Source organism: Streptomyces sp. NPDC007808 (genome assembly GCF_042868655.1).
GTDB lineage: Bacteria > Actinomycetota > Actinomycetes > Streptomycetales > Streptomycetaceae > Streptomyces.
The window spans coordinates 355948-373338 of sequence record NZ_JBIAEQ010000004.1; the positions used below are offsets into that span (position 1 = coordinate 355948).

Annotated in this window: 15 protein-coding genes; 8 read left to right on the forward strand and 7 right to left on the reverse strand. The window is 70.3% G+C overall.

Annotated elements, in window-relative coordinates; translation table 11 throughout:
• Positions 1-29: 29 nt before the first annotated feature.
• Complete coding sequence (locus ACFYNL_RS17430; protein ID WP_388803588.1) at positions 30-1676, reverse strand: protein kinase; 1647 nt, start codon at positions 1674-1676, stop codon at positions 30-32.
• 352 nt (positions 1677-2028) lie between these two features.
• Between ACFYNL_RS17430 and ACFYNL_RS17435 the strand changes: the two genes are divergently transcribed.
• From ACFYNL_RS17435 to ACFYNL_RS17450, 4 genes are all read left to right on the forward strand, one after another.
• Positions 2029-3591 carry a protein kinase gene (locus ACFYNL_RS17435; RefSeq protein WP_388803591.1) on the forward strand — a complete coding sequence of 521 codons (1563 nt, stop codon included), beginning with the start codon at positions 2029-2031 and terminating at the stop codon, positions 3589-3591.
• 473 nt (positions 3592-4064) lie between these two features.
• Positions 4065-5267 carry a pyruvate dehydrogenase (acetyl-transferring) E1 component subunit alpha gene (gene pdhA / locus ACFYNL_RS17440; RefSeq protein ID WP_388803594.1) on the forward strand — a complete coding sequence of 401 codons (1203 nt, stop codon included), beginning with the start codon at positions 4065-4067 and terminating at the stop codon, positions 5265-5267.
• A 1-nt stretch (position 5268) separates the two neighbouring features.
• Positions 5269-6249 carry an alpha-ketoacid dehydrogenase subunit beta gene (locus tag ACFYNL_RS17445; RefSeq protein WP_388803596.1) on the forward strand — a complete coding sequence of 327 codons (981 nt, stop codon included), beginning with the start codon at positions 5269-5271 and terminating at the stop codon, positions 6247-6249.
• Positions 6250-6259: 10 nt separating this feature from the next.
• Complete coding sequence (locus ACFYNL_RS17450; protein ID WP_388803599.1) at positions 6260-7675, forward strand: dihydrolipoamide acetyltransferase family protein; 1416 nt, start codon at positions 6260-6262, stop codon at positions 7673-7675.
• 55 nt (positions 7676-7730) lie between these two features.
• Here the strand turns inward: ACFYNL_RS17450 and ACFYNL_RS17455 are convergent, their stop codons facing one another.
• Both ACFYNL_RS17455 and ACFYNL_RS17460 read right to left on the reverse strand, forming a co-directional pair.
• On the reverse strand, positions 7731-8669 hold the full coding sequence (locus tag ACFYNL_RS17455; protein ID WP_388803602.1) for a D-alanyl-D-alanine carboxypeptidase family protein: 939 nt from the start codon (positions 8667-8669) through the stop codon (positions 7731-7733).
• A gap of 172 nt (positions 8670-8841) precedes the next feature.
• Complete coding sequence (locus tag ACFYNL_RS17460; protein ID WP_388803605.1) at positions 8842-9747, reverse strand: D-alanyl-D-alanine carboxypeptidase family protein; 906 nt, start codon at positions 9745-9747, stop codon at positions 8842-8844.
• Between the two features lie 222 nt (positions 9748-9969).
• Here ACFYNL_RS17460 and ACFYNL_RS17465 point away from each other — a divergent pair, with 222 nt between their 5' ends.
• The gene (locus ACFYNL_RS17465) at positions 9970-10632 is read left to right on the forward strand and encodes a GntR family transcriptional regulator (protein WP_388803608.1); all 663 of its coding nucleotides are present in this window, start codon (positions 9970-9972) and stop codon (positions 10630-10632) included.
• Complete coding sequence (locus tag ACFYNL_RS17470; RefSeq protein ID WP_388803611.1) at positions 10629-11942, forward strand: nitrate/nitrite transporter; 1314 nt, start codon at positions 10629-10631, stop codon at positions 11940-11942. The genes ACFYNL_RS17465 and ACFYNL_RS17470 overlap by 4 nt, the downstream gene beginning before the upstream one ends.
• A gap of 27 nt (positions 11943-11969) precedes the next feature.
• Here the strand turns inward: ACFYNL_RS17470 and ACFYNL_RS17475 are convergent, their stop codons facing one another.
• Both ACFYNL_RS17475 and ACFYNL_RS17480 read right to left on the reverse strand, forming a co-directional pair.
• Positions 11970-12767, reverse strand: a complete 798-nt coding sequence (locus ACFYNL_RS17475) for an SAM-dependent methyltransferase (protein ID WP_388803614.1) — start codon at positions 12765-12767, stop codon at positions 11970-11972.
• An 83-nt stretch (positions 12768-12850) separates the two neighbouring features.
• Positions 12851-13675, reverse strand: a complete 825-nt coding sequence (locus ACFYNL_RS17480) for a maleylpyruvate isomerase family mycothiol-dependent enzyme (RefSeq protein ID WP_388803617.1) — start codon at positions 13673-13675, stop codon at positions 12851-12853.
• Between the two features lie 202 nt (positions 13676-13877).
• On the opposite strand from ACFYNL_RS17480, the gene ACFYNL_RS17485 reads away from it, so the two are divergent.
• Positions 13878-14681: a carbon-nitrogen family hydrolase gene (locus tag ACFYNL_RS17485; protein ID WP_388803620.1), complete on the forward strand. Its 804-nt coding sequence runs from the start codon at positions 13878-13880 to the stop codon at positions 14679-14681.
• A gap of 32 nt (positions 14682-14713) precedes the next feature.
• Here the strand turns inward: ACFYNL_RS17485 and ACFYNL_RS17490 are convergent, their stop codons facing one another.
• Positions 14714-15211, reverse strand: a complete 498-nt coding sequence (locus ACFYNL_RS17490; protein ID WP_388803623.1) for an LURP-one-related/scramblase family protein — start codon at positions 15209-15211, stop codon at positions 14714-14716.
• 99 nt (positions 15212-15310) lie between these two features.
• Between ACFYNL_RS17490 and ACFYNL_RS17495 the strand changes: the two genes are divergently transcribed.
• Entirely contained in the window at positions 15311-17149 is a 1839-nt protein-coding gene (locus tag ACFYNL_RS17495) for an NHL domain-containing thioredoxin family protein (RefSeq protein ID WP_388803626.1), read from the forward strand.
• Here the strand turns inward: ACFYNL_RS17495 and ACFYNL_RS17500 are convergent.
• Entirely contained in the window at positions 17137-17388 is a 252-nt protein-coding gene (locus ACFYNL_RS17500) for a DUF6458 family protein (RefSeq protein ID WP_388803630.1), read from the reverse strand. The two genes, ACFYNL_RS17495 and ACFYNL_RS17500, sit on opposite strands and share 13 nt — an antisense overlap.
• Positions 17389-17391: the final 3 nt, after the last annotated feature.

Here is a 17391-nt window from a genome sequence, read left to right on the forward strand (position 1 = left end):
CGCTGCCGGGCCCTTTCACCTGGTGGCCGTCACTCCGGATTGCCCGTGGAGACCTCGAACGTCATCTCCGGCGGATCGTCGGGGTCGAAGTTCGAGCGCACCTCGGGCGTGTGCTTCAGCACGGTGCCATGGCCGAAGGTGTTCTCGTTCTTGTCGATCTTCTCGTAGTCCCACCCGGCGGCCTTGAGGCAGGCTTCGACCGACGGCCAGTACTTGTAGGCGAAGTCCGGCATCTGCGCCTGGTCCGGGTCGGTGTACGACTCCGTCGGCTCGGTGCACACGGTCGTCTCGACCGTCTTCGAGCTGTCCCCTTCCCGGTACCCCGGCGCCTTCGTCACCTCTGCCGTCGCCGTCGCATCGCCGCCCTTGCCCGGGTCGTCCCCGCCCCCGCCGCCCTTCAGCGACAGCGCGACGATCAGGCCGCCCACGACGGCGAGGGACACGATGATCGACCCGATGACGACGGACCGGTTGTTCTTGCCGCCGCCCGAAGGGCCCTGCGGCTGCGGGGAGATGGTGTACGGCGGCGGGGTCGCGTGGCCCGGCTGAGGGGAGTACGAGGCGGGCGGCGGTGTCTGGTAGCCGGGCTGCTGCGGGTAGCCGTACGAGGGCGAGGGCATCGACGGCGGCGGCGTGCCGTACGGGTTCGGGGCCGGGGTCGACTGGTTCGGGGGGTACGGCGTCTGGACGGGGCCCGAGGGCGGGGGCGTCTGCCCGACCGGCGGGAACACCGAGGCGCCGACGCCCTGGCCGCTCTGCGTCTGCGCGCCCGGCACGATGCTCGGCGGGGCCGCCTGGAAGGACGCGGCCACGCGCAGGCACTCGTCGCGCATGGCCTCGGCGCTCGGGAAGCGCTCGTTCGGATTCTTCTTCAGCGCTCGGGCCACCAGCGCGTCCACGGCCGGGGGCAGCGCCCGGTTGATCGAGGACGGAGCCACCGGCTCCTCCTGCACATGCGCGTACGCGATGGCCAGCGGCGAGTCCGCGTCGAACGGCAGCCGCCCGGTGACGAGTTGGAACAGCATGATGCCGACCGAGTACAGGTCCGAGCGGGCATCCACGGCCCGGCCCAGTGCCTGCTCCGGCGAGAGGTACTGCGGGGTGCCGACCACCATGCCGGTCTGGGTCATCGAGGTCACACCGGACTGCATGGCCCGCGCGATGCCGAAGTCCATCACCTTGACGACGCCGCGCTTGTTCATCATCACGTTGCCCGGCTTGATGTCCCGGTGGACCAGGCCCATCTCGTGGCTGATCTCCAGGGCCGCGAGCACGTCCGCGGTGATCTTCAACGCCTTGTCGGCGGGCATCGCGCCGAGCTGCCTCACGTCCTCGTCGAATACCGAGCTGAGCGGCCGGCCCTCGATGTACTCCATGACGATGTACGGCGTCGTCATTCCGTCGACGGTGTCCTCGCCGGTGTCGAAGACGGAGACGATGTTGGTGTGCGTGAGCTTCGCCACGGCCTGGGCCTCGCGGCGGAACCGCTCGCGGAACGCCTGCTCGCGGCCCAGTTCGGTGTGCAGCGTCTTGACCGCGACCTGCCGGTCGAGCACGGAGTCGTACGCGAGGTGCACCGAGGCCATGCCACCCTCGCCGAGCAAGTCGCGCAGCTGGTAGCGGCCGCCCGCGAGTGCCTGCCCCGCGTACCGGCCCTGCGCGCCGTCCTGGCTCATGTTCTGCGTCCCCCGTAGCCTCTCGGGCGCCTGCGATCGCGGTGGATCGGGTGATCCGAGTGATCCAATGTGCTAATCCCCGGCCAAGTCTGCCCCACGGCACTGACAGGTCAAGCACGGTGCCCGTTCCGTGACCGTACGCGAAAGAAGCACCGCGGAAGCGTTACCGGGGCGGTACGGCCAGTACACAGAATTTGCACGAGGAGACGGGGTACCGGTTTGATGGCCGGTCCGTCTCCGTCCGGTCGGGGCGACCGTCTCGGGCAGACGGCTTGCGCGGAGGCTGTAGCGTGGCCGACGGAGACCGTAACAACACCGCGCGCACCGCGGGCAGAAACGACGGCGAGGACCGATGGCACAGCAGCAGCGCGCTCAGGGCCCGTCCGACCCCGAGGCGGCTGGCGGCGGTATGTCAGACGCGCCGGAAATGTGGGGTAATGGCGGACTTGTCGGGGACGGCCGTTATCGGCTGACCCGCAGACTCGGCCGGGGCGGCATGGCCGAGGTGTTCGCGGCCGAGGACGTGCGCCTCGGACGCACCGTGGCGGTGAAGTTGCTGCGTTCCGACCTCGCCGAGGACCCGGTGTCCAAGGCCCGCTTCACGCGCGAGGCCCAGTCGGTGGCCGGCCTCAACCACCACGCGATCGTCGCCGTGTACGACTCCGGCGAGGACCATGTGAACGGCCACTCCGTGCCGTACATCGTCATGGAGATCGTCGAGGGCCGCACCATCCGCGACCTCCTCCTCAACGCCGAGGCGCCGGGCCCCGAGCAGGCCCTGATCATCGTCTCCGGCGTCCTGGAGGCGCTCGCCTACTCGCATCAGCACGGCATCGTGCACCGCGACATCAAGCCGGCCAACGTCATCATCACCCACAACGGCGCCGTGAAGGTGATGGACTTCGGCATCGCCCGCGCCCTGCACGGCGCGCAGTCGACGATGACGCAGACCGGCATGGTCATGGGCACGCCCCAGTACCTGTCGCCCGAGCAGGCGCTCGGCAAGGCGGTCGACCACCGCTCCGACCTGTACGCGACCGGCTGTCTGCTCTACGAACTGCTCGCCCTGCGTCCGCCGTTCACCGGCGAGACCCCGCTGTCGGTGGTCTACCAGCACGTCCAGGACATCCCGACCCCGCCGTCCGAGGTCTCCGACGCCTCGCCGCCGGAGCTCGACGGTCTTGTCATGCGCTCGCTCGCCAAGGAGCCGGACGACCGGTTCCAGACGGCCGAGGAGATGCGCGGCCTCGTCCAGTACGGCCTGCAGATGCTGTACGACCAGGGCGGCCACACCGGCACCTGGAACACCGGTCCGGTGACGATGCACGAGGGCCGGCACACCCCGGCGTCGGGCTTCGCCCACACCGCCGTGATGGGGCACCCCGGGGACCCCGGCTCCGGTACGACGCAGATCCCGCAGCCGATCCTGCCGTCCGGTTACGGCGGCGGGGACGACGGCGGTTTCGAGGGGCACGGCAACAGGGGCAGCGGCCGCGGCAAGCTCTGGATCCTGGCCGTCCTCGCGGTGATCGCGATCGCGGCGGGCGTCGCGCTGGCGATGAACAAGGACAACGGCAAGGACCCCGGCAAGGGGACCACCCAGTCGCCGACCGCCACGCAGACCAAGGACGAGGACAAGGCGACCGAGGACCCGACCGACGATCCGACCCAGGATCCGACCGACGAGTTCACGGACGACGGCGGCGACACGGGCACCGATCCGGAGTACACGGAGTCGTACCCGCCCACCGACACGCCGTCGCAGCCCGAGACGCAGGCGCCGACGGAGGAGCCGACGACGCCCGAGCCGACGGAGGAGCCGACGACGCCCGAGCCGACGGAGGAGCCCACCGAGCAGCCCACCGACCCGGCGACCCTGCCGACGGACCCCACGGGCGGCGGCGCCGGCGGCTGACCCGCCGGGACCCGCGTCCCACCGAGAACACCCCCACGCGCGCGTGTGGGCCCGAACGGGCTCACACGCGCGCGTGTCGTTGGCCGGAATGCATACGGCCGTCCCAGCCGCCACGGCGGCCTCCACCCGACCCCCGGTCGTGGACCCCGCTCCGATCTCGCCCCCCGGCAACTCTTCCCGTGACCTGGGTCACCGATATAACGTGCCGTTGTTCCGGCCCCCTGCAAGGCTGTGACCAGGACTTGTTCCGGACTTTCGCGATTTACTTGGAAATCCAAGCAAAAACGCAGGTCAGGAGGGGTTTCACAGAAATGTGGAGCACTGGGTAACGTGCCTGTTGCAGGGCGCTCGCCGGGGCACCTGTCACGCCTGTCACCCAACGAGCCGCACCCACCCTGTGCGTCCGTAGGGCTTCAGGTGAGCCGCACTGGCACCCGGCGAACCCGGGTAGCCGGACCGACGGAGGAGCACACGTGACCGTGGAGAGCACTGCCGCGCGAAAGCCGCGACGCAGCGCCGGTACCAAGAGCACGGCCGGCAAGCGCACGACCGCAAGGAAATCGCCAGGCACCGACCCCGAGCTCGTTCAGCTGCTGACGCCCGAGGGCGAGCGCGTCAAGAACGCCGAGTTCGACAAGTACGTGGCCGGCATCACCCCCGAAGAGCTCCGCGGCCTCTACCGCGACATGGTGCTCACCCGCCGCTTCGACGCCGAGGCCACCTCCCTGCAGCGTCAGGGCGAGCTGGGCCTGTGGGCGTCGCTGCTCGGCCAGGAGGCCGCCCAGATCGGCTCCGGCCGGGCCACCCGGGAGGACGACTACGTCTTCCCCACCTACCGTGAGCACGGTGTCGCCTGGTGCCGCGGGGTCGACCCCACCAACCTGCTCGGCATGTTCCGCGGCGTGAACAACGGCGGCTGGGACCCGAACAGCAACAACTTCCAGCTCTACACGATCGTCATCGGCTCCCAGACGCTGCATGCCACGGGCTACGCGATGGGCATCGCCAAGGACGGCGCCGACAGCGCGGTGATCGCGTACTTCGGCGACGGCGCCTCCAGCCAGGGCGACGTCGCGGAATCGTTCACCTTCTCCGCGGTCTACAACGCCCCCGTGGTGTTCTTCTGCCAGAACAACCAGTGGGCGATCTCCGAGCCGACCGAGAAGCAGACCCGCGTGCCGCTCTACCAGCGCGCGCAGGGCTTCGGCTTCCCCGGCGTCCGCGTCGACGGCAACGACGTCCTGGCCTGCCTCGCCGTGACGAAGTGGGCGCTGGAGCGCGCCCGCGCCGGCGAGGGCCCGACGCTGGTCGAGGCGTACACGTACCGCATGGGCGCCCACACCACCTCCGACGACCCCACCCGCTACCGGGGCGACGAGGAGCGGGTGGCCTGGGAGGCGAAGGACCCGATCCTGCGCCTGCGCCGCTACCTGGAGGCTTCAAACCACGCGGACGAGGGATTCTTCGCGGAACTGGAGACCGAGAGCGAGGCGTTGGGCAAACGAGTGCGCGAGGCGGTCCGCGCCATGCCGGACCCGGACCACTTCGCGATCTTCGAGAACGTGTACGCGGACGGGCACGCGCTCGTCGACGAGGAGCGCGCCCAGTTCGCCGCCTACCAGGCGTCGTTCGCGACTGATATCGAGAGCGGCTTCGCCGCGGGGTCGGGGGTCTGACATGGCAGCGGACAAGATGGCTCTGGCCAAGGCGATCAACGAGTCGCTGCGGCGTGCCCTGGACTCCGACCCCAAGGTCCTGATCATGGGCGAGGACGTCGGCAAGCTCGGCGGCGTCTTCCGGGTGACGGACGGCCTGCAGAAGGACTTCGGCGAGAGCCGCGTCATCGACACCCCGCTGGCCGAGTCGGGCATCGTGGGCACGGCGATCGGCCTCGCCCTGCGCGGCTACCGCCCGGTGGTGGAGATCCAGTTCGACGGCTTCGTCTTCCCCGCCTACGACCAGATCGTCACCCAGCTCGCGAAGATGCACGCCCGCTCGCTGGGCAAGGTCAAGCTCCCGGTCGTCGTCCGTATCCCCTACGGCGGCGGCATCGGCGCGGTCGAGCACCACTCGGAGTCCCCCGAGGCGCTCTTCGCGCATGTGGCGGGCCTGAAGGTCGTCAGCCCGTCGAACCCGTCGGACGCGTACTGGATGATGCAGCAGGCCATCCAGAGCGACGATCCGGTGATCTTCTTCGAGCCCAAGCGGCGCTACTGGGACAAGGGCGAGGTCAACACCGAGGCCATCCCGGGCCCGCTGCACAAGGCGAAGGTCGTCCGCGAGGGCGGTGACCTCACGCTGGCCGCGTACGGCCCGATGGTGAAGCTCTGCCAGGAGGTCGCCGACGCGGCCGCCGAGGAGGGCCGGAACCTGGAGGTCCTGGACCTGCGCTCGGTCTCCCCGATCGACTTCGACTCCATCCAGGCGTCGGTGGAGAAGACCCGCCGCCTGGTCGTGGTCCACGAGGCGCCGGTGTTCTTCGGTTCGGGCGCGGAGATCGCCGCCCGGATCACGGAGCGCTGCTTCTACCACCTGGAGGCCCCGGTGCTGCGGGTGGGCGGCTACCACGCCCCGTATCCGCCGGCGCGTCTGGAGGAGGAGTACCTGCCGGGACTGGACCGGGTGCTCGACGCCGTCGACCGTGCCCTGGCGTACTGAGGAGAGGGACGTGACGACGATGACTGAAGCGTCCGTGCGTGAGTTCAAGATGCCCGACGTGGGCGAGGGACTCACCGAGGCCGAGATCCTCAAGTGGTACGTCCAGCCGGGCGACACGGTCACCGACGGTCAGGTGGTGTGCGAGGTCGAGACGGCCAAGGCGGCCGTCGAGCTGCCCATCCCGTACGACGGGGTGGTGCGTGCCCTGCACTTCCCCGAGGGCACGACGGTGGACGTCGGTACGGCGATCATCGCGGTGGACGTGGCGGGAGGGGCGGCGCCCGCCGCTCCCGCGCCGGCCGCCTCGGCGCCCGCCCCGCAGCCCGAGGCCCCGCAGGAGGAGCCCAAGCCGGAGGGCCGCCAGCCGGTGCTGGTGGGTTACGGCGTGGCCACGTCCTCGACGAAGCGCCGCCCGCGCAAGGGAGCGGAGCCCGCGCGTCAGGCGGCCCCGGCCGCCGCGCAGGCCCCGCAGCCGGAGCTGAACGGCCACGGCCGCACCGGGGTGGTCACGCCTGACCGGCCGCTGGCCAAGCCGCCGGTGCGCAAGCTGGCGAAGGACCTGGGCGTCGACCTGGCCACGGTCACCCCGACCGGTCCCGACGGCATCATCACCCGCGAGGACGTGCACGCCGCGGTGGCCCCGCAGGCCCCGGCCGCCGAGCCGGTGCCGCAGGCCGCCCCGGCCGCCCCGGTCGCCCCCGCGCCGGTGGTCGGCCACGACACGGCCCGGGAGACCCGTGTCCCCGTCAAGGGCGTCCGCAAGGCCACCGCGGCCGCGATGGTCGGCTCGGCGTTCACGGCGCCGCACGTCACGGAGTTCGTGACGGTGGACGTGACCCGCACCATGAAGCTGGTCGAGGAGCTCAAGGGCGACAAGGAGTTCGCGGGCCTGCGCGTGAACCCCCTGCTGCTGATCGCCAAGGCCCTCCTGGTCGCGATCAAGCGCAATCCGGACGTCAACGCGTCCTGGGACGAGGCCAACCAGGAGATCGTGCAGAAGCACTACGTCAACCTGGGCATCGCCGCGGCGACCCCGCGCGGCCTGATCGTCCCGAACATCAAGGACGCCCACGCCAAGACGCTCCCGCAGCTGGCCGAAGCACTCGGCGAGCTGGTGTCGACGGCCCGGGAAGGCAGGACCAGCCCGGCCGCGATGCAGGGCGGCACGGTGACCATCACCAACGTCGGCGTCTTCGGTGTCGACACCGGCACCCCGATCCTCAACCCCGGGGAGTCCGCGATCCTCGCGGTCGGCGCCATCAAGCTCCAGCCGTGGGTCCACAAGGGCAAGGTGAAGCCGCGTCAGGTGACGACCCTGGCACTCAGCTTCGACCACCGGTTGGTGGACGGAGAGCTGGGCTCCAAGGTGCTGGCCGACGTGGCCGCCATCCTCGAACAGCCCAAACGGCTCATCACCTGGGCGTGAACCGAGGACGGCCCCCGCTTGTGCGGGGGCCGTCGTCGTATCGGGTCGTATCGGGTCAGTCCCGCTGTGCCCCCTGCGGCAGCGTGCGCAGCTGCATCGTGCTCGCCGAGGTCGAGCCGAAGGCGTAGTCCATCAGCTTCGCGGCGTCCGTGAAGCGGTACTGGTCATTGAGCAGAACGCCGATGACCGTCTTGCCGTCGCGGGTTCCGGCGAAGACCAGGCAGGGACCGGCCGGGGTGTTGGTGCCCGTCTTCACGCCGATCGCGCCGCTGTAGGAGCCCAGCAGTTTGTTGGTGTTGTACCAGGTGTAGGTGCGGGTGCCGCCGGTGCTCGTCGTCGCGTAGTGCACCGTCTTCTGCTTCTTCACGATGCCCGCGAAGGTCGTGTACTTCATTGCGCTGCGGGTGAGCTTGGCGAGGTCGCGCGGGGTCGTGTAGTTCGTGTTCTGCGTCGAGTTGCCGTCGAACGAGTCGAAGTGCGTGTTGGTCAGGCCGAGCGTGTCCGCCTTGGCGTTCATCTTGCTGATGAAGGACTTGGTGCGCGCCGAGACGGTCGTACCGGTGCCGAAGGTGTCCGCGAGGGCCATCGCGGCGTCGCAGCCGGACGGCAGCAGCAGGGCGTTCAGCAGCTGGCGGATGGTGACCTTGTCGCCCGTCTTCAGGTCCGCGGTGCTCGCGCCCTTGGCGGCGACGTAGTCCCGGTAGGCCTGCTTGACGGTGATCTTGCGGTCGAGGTTCAGGTCGGGCGTGCTCAGCACGACGCGCGCCGTCATGATCTTGGTCGTGCTCGCCATGGGCCGCTTGGTGTCGGCGTACTTGCTGTACAGGGTGGAGCCTGTCGCACTGTTGAGCATGAAGGCGCCCTTGGCGCTGACCGTCGGGGCGGTCGCTGCCTGGGCGGGCGCGGACAGGGCGCCGCCCGCGACCAGCGCGCCGGTGGTGGCGACGACGGCTGCGGCTCTGCGGAGACGTACGCTCCTGATGCCGGTTATCACTATGAACGCTCCGAAGGTGCTAAATGCCTCTTTTGGCATCTGCGATGTGGAGGGGGGAGGCGCTCAGGAGACTCGCGAGGAGCGCGAAGGGTTGTACGGCGGGCGGAAGTGACCCACGGGTCGAGGGCGACCACTGGAGTGTGGCCGCCCTCGCGCGCGTGCGCCGCGAGCGTCAGCTGATCTTCGCGTAGCCGTAGTTGATGAGCTTCTTCACGTCCTCGGTGCGCTTGATCTCCGAGGGGGCCGTGAGCACGGCGCCCATCACGGACTCGCCGTTCTTGGTCGCGGCGAAGACGAGGCAGTACTGGGCCTCGGTGCCGGAGCCGGTCTTGATGCCGAGCACGCCGTTCCAGCCGATCAACGGCGCGTTGGTGTTCTTCCAGGTCGCCATCGTGCGGATGGAGCCCGTACTGGTGATCGTCTTGGCCGTGTAGGCCTTGGTCTTCACGACGGTCTTGAAGGTGGAGCTCTTCATCGCGCTGCGGGCGAGCTTCGTCAGGTCGCGCGGCGTCGAGTAGTTGGAGCCGTTGCTGATGCCGTCGAACGAGTCGAAGTGCGTGTTCGTCATGCCCAGGTTCTTGGCCGTGGTGTTCATCTTGCCGATGAAGCTCTGCACGCGGGCCTTGACGGTCGAGCCGGTTCCGAACTTGTCGGCGAGGGCCATCGCGGCGTCGCAGCCGGACGGCAGCATCATCCCGTACAGGAGCTGGCGGACGGTGACCTTGTCACCGACGATCAGCCTGGCCGTCGAGGGGTAGCCCTTGGCGACCATGTAGTCACTCACCTCCTTCCTGATGGTGACCTTGGTGTCGAGGTTCAGGTTGGACTGCGAGAGCACGACCTTGGCGGTCATGATCTTGGTCGTGGAAGCCGTCAGCCTCTTGGTGTCGGCGGCCTTGGTGAAGAGGGTCTTGCCGTTCGCGCTGTTCATCACGAAACCGCCCTTGGCGGTGATCGTGGGCGTCGTCACGGCCTGCGCGGGCGCCGCGGTGAGGGCTCCGGTCACGAGCACCGCACCGGTGGTCACGGCGACTGCTGCGGCTCTGCGAACGCGAAAGCCCTTGCTGGCAGTTATCAACTGAAATTACCCCGATTACGTCGAATGCCCCTGAGTGCGGCCGAGTTCGGTGGGGGAAGACAAGTAGGCCGCACATACGTGACACGTAACTAGCACAGAAGGTTGTGCGGCGGATGCGATGGGTCTCTGTCGGCGGGTCCGGCGGCTGACGCAGTGTCGGAGGCTTCGTCCGCATGCTGGACGAGATCCATGATGGGTACCTGTTGTATCTATGCTGTGCGCATGTCTGCCGTCGCGTCCCCGTCCCTCAAGCGGCCCCCCGCGGCCGACCGCGTCTACACCCACGTCAAACAGGGCGTCCTGGAGCGCCGTTACGAGGGCGGCACGCTGCTCACCGAGGGCGAGCTCGCCGAGGCCGTCGGAGTCTCGCGCACCCCGGTGCGGGAGGCGCTGCTGCGGCTGGAGGTCGAAGGGCTGATCAAGCTCTACCCGAAGAAGGGCGCGCTGGTCCTGCCGGTCTCCGCGCAGGAGATCAAGGACGTGGTGGAGACGCGGATGCTCGTCGAGGAACACGCGGCGCGCAAGGCCGTACCCGCTCCGCCCGGACTCATCGAGCGCCTGGAGGAACTGCTCGCCCGGCAGAAGGAGCAGGCCGCCGCCGGCGACCTCGCGGGAGCCGCCGTCACCGACCGGTGCTTCCACGCGGAGATCGTCCGCAGCGGCGGCAACGAGATCCTGTCGCGGCTGTACGACCAACTGCGCGACCGGCAGCTGCGCATGGGCGTCGCCGTGCTGCACTCGCACCCCGACCGGATCGCCAAGACCCTCTCGGAGCACGAGGAGATCCTTCAGGCCCTGCGCTCGGGGGACGCCGAGGCGGCCGTGTCGACGGTCCACCGGCACATCGGCTGGTTCTCGCACCTCGCGCGAGGTGAGGAGCGATGAAGCCCGCCGCACGGCCCGGCGGCCCTCCCTCGAAGGAGGCACCCCTGGGCGGCCGTCGTGCCATGGCCGTCTGGGGCATCGGCGTCTCGGTCTACTTCGTCGCCGTCATCTTCCGTACGTCGCTCGGCGTCGCCGGACTCGACGCCGCGGACCGCTTCGACGTCAACGCCTCGGCCCTGTCGACGTTCTCCATCCTCCAGCTCCTCGTATACGCGGGCATGCAGATACCCGTCGGCCTGCTGGTCGACCGGCTCGGCACCAAGAAGGTGCTGACCCTGGGCGTGGTGCTGTTCACGGCGGGCCAACTGGGCTTCGCCTTCTCACCGTCGTACGGCATGGCCCTCGCCTCGCGGGCACTGCTGGGCTGCGGCGACGCGATGACGTTCATCAGCGTGCTGCGGCTGGGCACGCGGTGGTTCCCCGCGCGGCGCGGTCCGCTGATCGCGCAGCTCGCGGGTCTCGCGGGCATGGCGGGCAACCTCGTCTCCACGCTCCTGTTGGCCCGGCTGCTGCACGGCGTGGGCTGGACGGCGGCGTTCGCGGGCAGCGCGGCGGCGGGCGTCGTCGTCCTCGTCCTGCTGCTGCTGTTCCTGAAGGACCACCCCGAGGGACACGAGCCGGCGCCGCTCCCGCACCTGGGCGCGGCCTACGTACGGCGTCAGATCGCCGCGTCCTGGCGGGAACCCGGCACCCGGCTGGGACTGTGGGTGCACTTCACCACGCAGTTCCCGGCGATGGTGTTCCTGCTGCTGTGGGGGCTGCCCTTCCTGGTGGAGGCGCAGGGGCTGTCGCGCGCCACGGCCGGTCAACTCCTGACCCTCGTCGTCCTGTCGAACATGGTCGTGGGCCTGGTCTACGGCCAGGTCGTCGCCCGGCACCACGAGGCGCGGCTCCCGCTGGCGCTGGGGACCGTGGCGGCGACGGCGGCGGTGTGGGCGACGACGCTGGTCTGGCCCGGCGAGCGGGCGCCGATGGCGCTGCTGATCGTGCTGTGCGCGGTGCTCGGGGCGTGCGGGCCGGCCTCGATGATCGGCTTCGACTTCGCACGGCCGGCGAATCCGCCGGAGCGGCAGGGGACGGCGTCCGGGATCACCAACATGGGTGGGTTCGTCGCCTCGATGACCACGCTGTTCGCGGTCGGGGTGCTGCTGGACGCGACCGGGGACGACTACACCGTCGCCTTCTCGGCCGTGTTCGTCCTCCAGGCGCTCGGGGTCGGGCAGATCCTGAGGCTGCGGAAGCGGGCGGCGCGCAGGGAGCGGGAACGGCTGGTCGCCAGCAGGGTGGAGACGGTGCACGTTCCCGCCTGAACCGGCGGCTGGTACGCGGGTGCGGTCCTACAGGGCGGGGACGAGGGTGAGGTACGCGAGGTTCAGCACCCCGCGGTAGCTCATCCACTGGGCACGATGCCGGTCGAGGCGCTCACGGGTCTCGGCCGCGAGCGGGTGCCCGGGGTGCTCGGCGAGCCAGACCTCGACGTCCGCCTGGTACGCCGACTCGAACTCCTCCCACTCGTCGGCGTTCGCCGTCTCGGTCCACTCGGGCCGGAAACCGGCCTCGACCGCGAGGTCGAGCAGGGTCGCGAGGTCGTAGTGGTCCGTGGCGGCGGCCTCCGGCCACATGCCGGAGAGTTCGGCGGGGGTCGGGGGGCGCTCCCAGAAGCCCTCACCGAGCAGCACGCGGCCGCCGTCGGTGACCAGACGGCGCAGGGCGCGCAGGGCCTCGACGGTGTAGTGCGGGGGCTGGGCCGTGCTCAGGGCCTGGCTCGCTCCCACGCACAGGACGAGGTCGGCGGGGCCGTGCGAGGTGCCGATGGCCGACTCCTCGACGAACTCGACCCGCCGCGCCAGCCCTCTGGCCTCGGCGTTGCGGCGGCCACGGGCGAGGTCCTCGGCCTTGATGTCGATGCCGACGCCGTTCGCGTCGGGCGCGGCCGCCAGGACACGCAGCAGCAACTCGCCCCAGCCGCAGCCGATGTCGAGGACCGTGGCGGGCTTCGTGCGGGTGAGCCGCTCGACGAGTCTGTGCGCGCGGGCCTCGGACAGCGGGCCGTGGAAGGCCAGCCGGGTGAGGCGGGGCGGTCCGTCGGTACGGGGGCCGGAGGCGGCCTCGGTTTCGGTTGTCGTCTCGGTCACGGCACGCACGCTAACCGCGCGCCGCCCGCCTGCGACAACGAATATCGGGCCGCCACCGCTCGGCCTGCGGTGCCCGGACGGTCCTACGGCGTCACCGTGAAGTTGCGCAGGATCGCCGCCGTCAGGTTGGGATCGCCCTCCGCCTTCAACCGGTCCGCCACCGCTTCCGGTGTGACACGGCCGCAGGCCAGGCGGACGTAGGTCTCCCAGTCGAGAGTGAAGGTGGCGGCGGGGCCCAGGGCGGGCGCCGTCTCCAGGGTGCCGCGACCCTGGATGTCGATGCGGATCGTCCGCAGGAACTCGATCGGGCCGTGGACATCGAAGACGATCGCCGAGCTGCGCGGTGCGTCCGCTTTGGTCGCGATGATCTCGGGCAGCTTGCCGAGCAGCACGTCACGAGCCACGTGGGCGCCCGGGGAGTCGAGGTTGCCGGGGCGGCCGAGCGCGGTGCGCAGGTCCTGTTCGTGGACCCAGACGTCGAACGCGTGGGACCGCATGGACTCCTCGAGGGTCAGCTCCGTCCCGAGCGGGCCGCGCACCTTGGTACCGGGGTCGCGGGACTCGTTCCGCAGCTGGCGGTTGCGGCGGATGATCGTGTACTCCAGCTCGGACGTCATCTCCGGCGCCGTGTGGTGGCGGCGGACGTCGACCTGCATCTCCATGTAGCGCTGGTGGTCGTTGGTGACGTGGAAGAGGTCCCGCGGAAGGGTGTGGATGGGGCGGGGGTCGCCGAGCATCTCGCAGTCCAGGCCGATGACATGGGACACGATGTCACGGACCGACCAGCCGGGGCAGGGGGTACGCCGGTTCCACTCGCCCTCCACAAGCGGCGTCACCAGCTCGGATATCGCTTCGATGGAGTGGGTCCAGGCGTCGGCGTAGGGCTGGAGGGTGGGATGCAGACTCACGGAACGGGACCCCTCGGCGGTTGGTACGTCGGTACGCGGGCAGGTTGTGGCGTCGGTGCCAGTGGGAGGCGGCTGCTGTCGGCGGGTGTCTTGAAACGCTAAGTTACGCTGCTGTGAGGCACCCCGGCAGTGCTTTCGTGTGACGATCGTAGGCCCGCTCGGAAGCCCATGTGGACCGCTCGAATGCCAGGACGGTGGTAGTGTGCGCGCCTCTCTGCTCCAGATCGACGTCAAAGAGGACGAATCGGTCGACTCCCGTCGTGTGAGGGTCGCCTCTCTGGTACGCGCGCAGGCAGGTGCGGACCTGGTCGTCCTGCCCGAACTGTGGACCACCGGGGCGTTCGCCTACGAGAAGTTCGGCTCCGAGGCCGAGCCGCTGGACGGGCCGACCTACGACGCGATGGCGAAGGCCGCGAGCGACGCGGGCGTATGGCTGCACGCGGGCTCGATCCCCGAGCGTGACCCGGAGGGACCGCTCTACAACACCTCACTCGTCTTCTCCCCCGCCGGTGACCTGGTCGCCGCCTACCGCAAGATCCACCGGTTCGGCTTCGACAAGGGCGAGGCGGTGCTGATGGGCGCGGGCGAGGAACTGGTGACGTTCCCTCTGCCCGGGCAGCCCGGCACCACCGTCGGTGTGGGCACCTGTTACGACCTCCGTTTCCCCGAACTGTTCCGCGGGCTCGTCGACGCCGGTGCCGAGACCCTGGTCGTCCCGGCGGGCTGGCCGGAACGCCGCCGGGCGCACTGGACGCTGCTGGCTCAGGCGCGGGCGGTGGAGAACCAGGCGTTCGTGCTCGCCTGTGGAACGGCCGGGACGCACGCGGGAGTTCCACAGGCCGGTCACTCGATCGTGGTGGATCCGTGGGGCGAGGTGCTCGCTGAGGCCGGGGCGGGGGAGCAGGTCCTCACGGTGGAGTTCGACCCGGGGAAGGTCGCCGTGACGCGGGACCAGTTCCCGGCACTGAAGGACCGGGTGCTGGGTCTGGCACCACCGCGTCACTGACGGGCGCCTCTCCGCTCCCCCGCGGGCGCTCCTCAGTCCCCCGCGTGCTCCTTCTCCGCCAGGTGGATCACGCACACCGCCACCGCGATCAGCAGCGCGGGGTCCGCGTCGTCCCGGACGACGTCCACCCCGTACGTCTCCCGCACCCGCAGCCACCGCCGGGAGACGACGGCCAGCAGTTCGCCGTCGTACTCGACGGCGAACTCCCGGTCGAGGATCTTGCCGCTGACATCGAGTTCCGTCCGGCCGTCCGCCAGGGACACCCGGTAGTGGTTGCGCAGCAGGGACAGCCGCTTGCGGCGGATCCGCGCCAGCGGCTCGCCGTCCCGCTCGATCACCATCGTGTCGCGCAGGGAGAGCATCTTCTGATGGATGTCGATGAGGACGCGCCCCTGCGGGTCCTTCAGCTCGAAGGTGTCCCGCAGCCGCATCGCCTTGCCGTCGACGAGGAACACCTTGTTGCCCTGGTCGTCCTCGATCCAGTAGTCGTCACCGATGCCGAGGAGCCGGTCGCGTACGAGGAATCTCATGGGACGAGCAGTTCCCCGCCGCCGTCCGCTCCCACACGCCGCCTGTAGGCCGAGGGGCTGACTCCGCCGCCTGTCGGACCCCTGTGATTGGCTGGGCTCATGGCGAAGCGGGTACGTGTCCGCGCCCCCGAGCTGGTCGGCAGGGGCGGCTGGATCAACACAGGTGACCAGGAGCTCGATCTCGCGAAGCTCCGCGGACGCATCGTGATCCTGGACTTCTGGACCTTCTGCTGCGTGAACTGCCTGCACGTCCTCGACGAGCTGCGTGAGCTGGAGGACAAGCACCGGGACACCGTGGTGGTCATCGGCGTGCACTCGCCGAAGTTCGCGCACGAGGCCGAGCACCGGGCGGTCGTCGACGCCGTGGAGCGGTACGACGTCGAGCATCCCGTGCTCGACGACCCCGACCTCGCCACCTGGAAGCAGTACGCGGTGCGCGCCTGGCCGACGCTCGTCGTGATCGACCCCGAGGGCTACGTCGTCGCGCAGCACGCCGGTGAGGGGCATGTGCACGCCATCGAGCGGCTGGTGGCGGAACTGCAGGCCGAGCACGGGGCCAAGGGCACCCTGCGGCGCGGCGACGGCCCGTACGTGGCGCCCGAACCGGAGCCCACGGCGCTGCGTTTCCCGGGCAAGGCGCTGCTGCTGCCGTCCGGCGGCTTCCTGGTCAGTGACACCACCCGGCACCAGCTGGTGGAGCTGGCGGCGGACGGGGAGACGGTGGTACGCCGGATCGGCTCCGGCACGCGCGCGTTGGCCGACGGCACGGCCCACGACGCGGCCTTCAGCGAACCGCAGGGGCTGGCCCTCCTCGACGACAGCGCGGTCGTCGTCGCCGACACGGTCAACCACGCCCTGCGCCGCCTCGACCTCGAAACCGGTGAGGTCACCACACTCGCCGGGACCGGCAGACAGTGGTGGCAGGGATCTGCCACGGCCGGTCCCGCGCGCGAGGTGGACCTGTCGTCACCCTGGGACGTGGCGGTCTTCGCCGGGCGGGTGTGGATCGCGATGGCCGGCGTCCACCAGCTGTGGGTGTACGACCCGGCGGCGGGCACCGTCGCGGTGGCCGCGGGCACGACCAACGAGGGACTGGTCGACGGGCCGGCGGCCGAGGCCTGGTTCGCCCAGCCGTCCGGCCTCGCCGCGACGCCCGAGCGGCTGTGGCTCGCCGACTCCGAGACGTCCGCGCTGCGCTGGGTCGACCTCGACGGCACCGTCCACACCGCCGTCGGCACCGGCCTCTTCGACTTCGGGCACCGCGACGGTGCCGCCGAACAGGCGCTGCTGCAGCACCCGTTGGGTGTCACCGCCCTGCCCGACGGCTCGGTCGCCGTCAGCGACACCTACAACCACGCCCTGCGTCGCTACGACCCCGCCACCGGCGAGGTGACCACCCTGGCCACGGATCTGCGCGAGCCCTCGGACGCGGTGCTCGTCGGGGACGACATCGTGGTCGTGGAGTCGGCCCGGCACCGGCTGACCCGGCTGCGGCTGCCCGAGGAGGCCGTACGCGTCGAGGCGGTGGCCCACCGCACCCGGCGCGCCGCCACCGAAGTGGCCCCCGGCACGGTCCGGCTGGACGTGATCTTCCAGGCCCCGGCGGGCCAGAAGCTCGACACCAGGTACGGCCCCTCGACCCGGCTGCTGGTCTCCGCCACCCCGCCGGAGCTGCTGCGCACGGGTGAGGGTGCGGGCACCGAACTCTCCCGCACCCTCGAACTCGGTCCCTCCGTCGTGGAGGGCGTCCTGCATGTCTCCGCGATGGCCGCGTCCTGCGACGACGACCCGGGCAACCCGTACCCGGCCTGCCATGTCCATCAGCAGGACTGGGGTGTGCCGGTCCGCCTCAGCGAGGCCGGCGCCGACCGTCTTGCGCTGGTGCTCGCCGGGATGGACGGCACGGTCGACGAGGTGACGGGCGTTCAGACGCCGTAACCGTCGCTGTAGCCGTCCCGCCGGTGGTGGTGTGCCTCGTCGCTGACCACGGGCGTCGTGGGTGGCACCACCACGCGCCTGCGCCTGGCGATGCTGCTGAACGTCGTCACGCCGATCAGCCCCACGATCATCAAGATGATCCCGACCAGGTCGAGGTTGACCCCCTCCATGTCCCAGTCGGTCGCGAACGTGAGGATGGCTCCCGCGGCGATGAGGATGATGCATCCGCCGAGGCCCATGAG

Excerpts from the sequence above, each read along its gene's own strand:
- ACFYNL_RS17495 (WP_388803626.1), top strand. The coding sequence starts at position 15,311 with ATGGCGAAGCGGGTACGTGTCCGCGCCCCCGAGCTGGTCGGCAGGGGC.
- ACFYNL_RS17490 (WP_388803623.1), bottom strand. The coding sequence starts at position 15,211 with ATGAGATTCCTCGTACGCGACCGGCTCCTCGGCATCGGTGACGACTAC.
- ACFYNL_RS17500 (WP_388803630.1), bottom strand. The coding sequence starts at position 17,388 with ATGGGCCTCGGCGGATGCATCATCCTCATCGCCGCGGGAGCCATCCTC.
- ACFYNL_RS17470 (WP_388803611.1), top strand. The coding sequence starts at position 10,629 with ATGAAGCCCGCCGCACGGCCCGGCGGCCCTCCCTCGAAGGAGGCACCC.
- ACFYNL_RS17445 (WP_388803596.1), top strand. The coding sequence starts at position 5,269 with ATGGCAGCGGACAAGATGGCTCTGGCCAAGGCGATCAACGAGTCGCTG.
- ACFYNL_RS17435 (WP_388803591.1), top strand. The coding sequence starts at position 2,029 with ATGGCACAGCAGCAGCGCGCTCAGGGCCCGTCCGACCCCGAGGCGGCT.
- ACFYNL_RS17430 (WP_388803588.1), bottom strand. The coding sequence starts at position 1,676 with ATGAGCCAGGACGGCGCGCAGGGCCGGTACGCGGGGCAGGCACTCGCG.
- ACFYNL_RS17465 (WP_388803608.1), top strand. The coding sequence starts at position 9,970 with ATGTCTGCCGTCGCGTCCCCGTCCCTCAAGCGGCCCCCCGCGGCCGAC.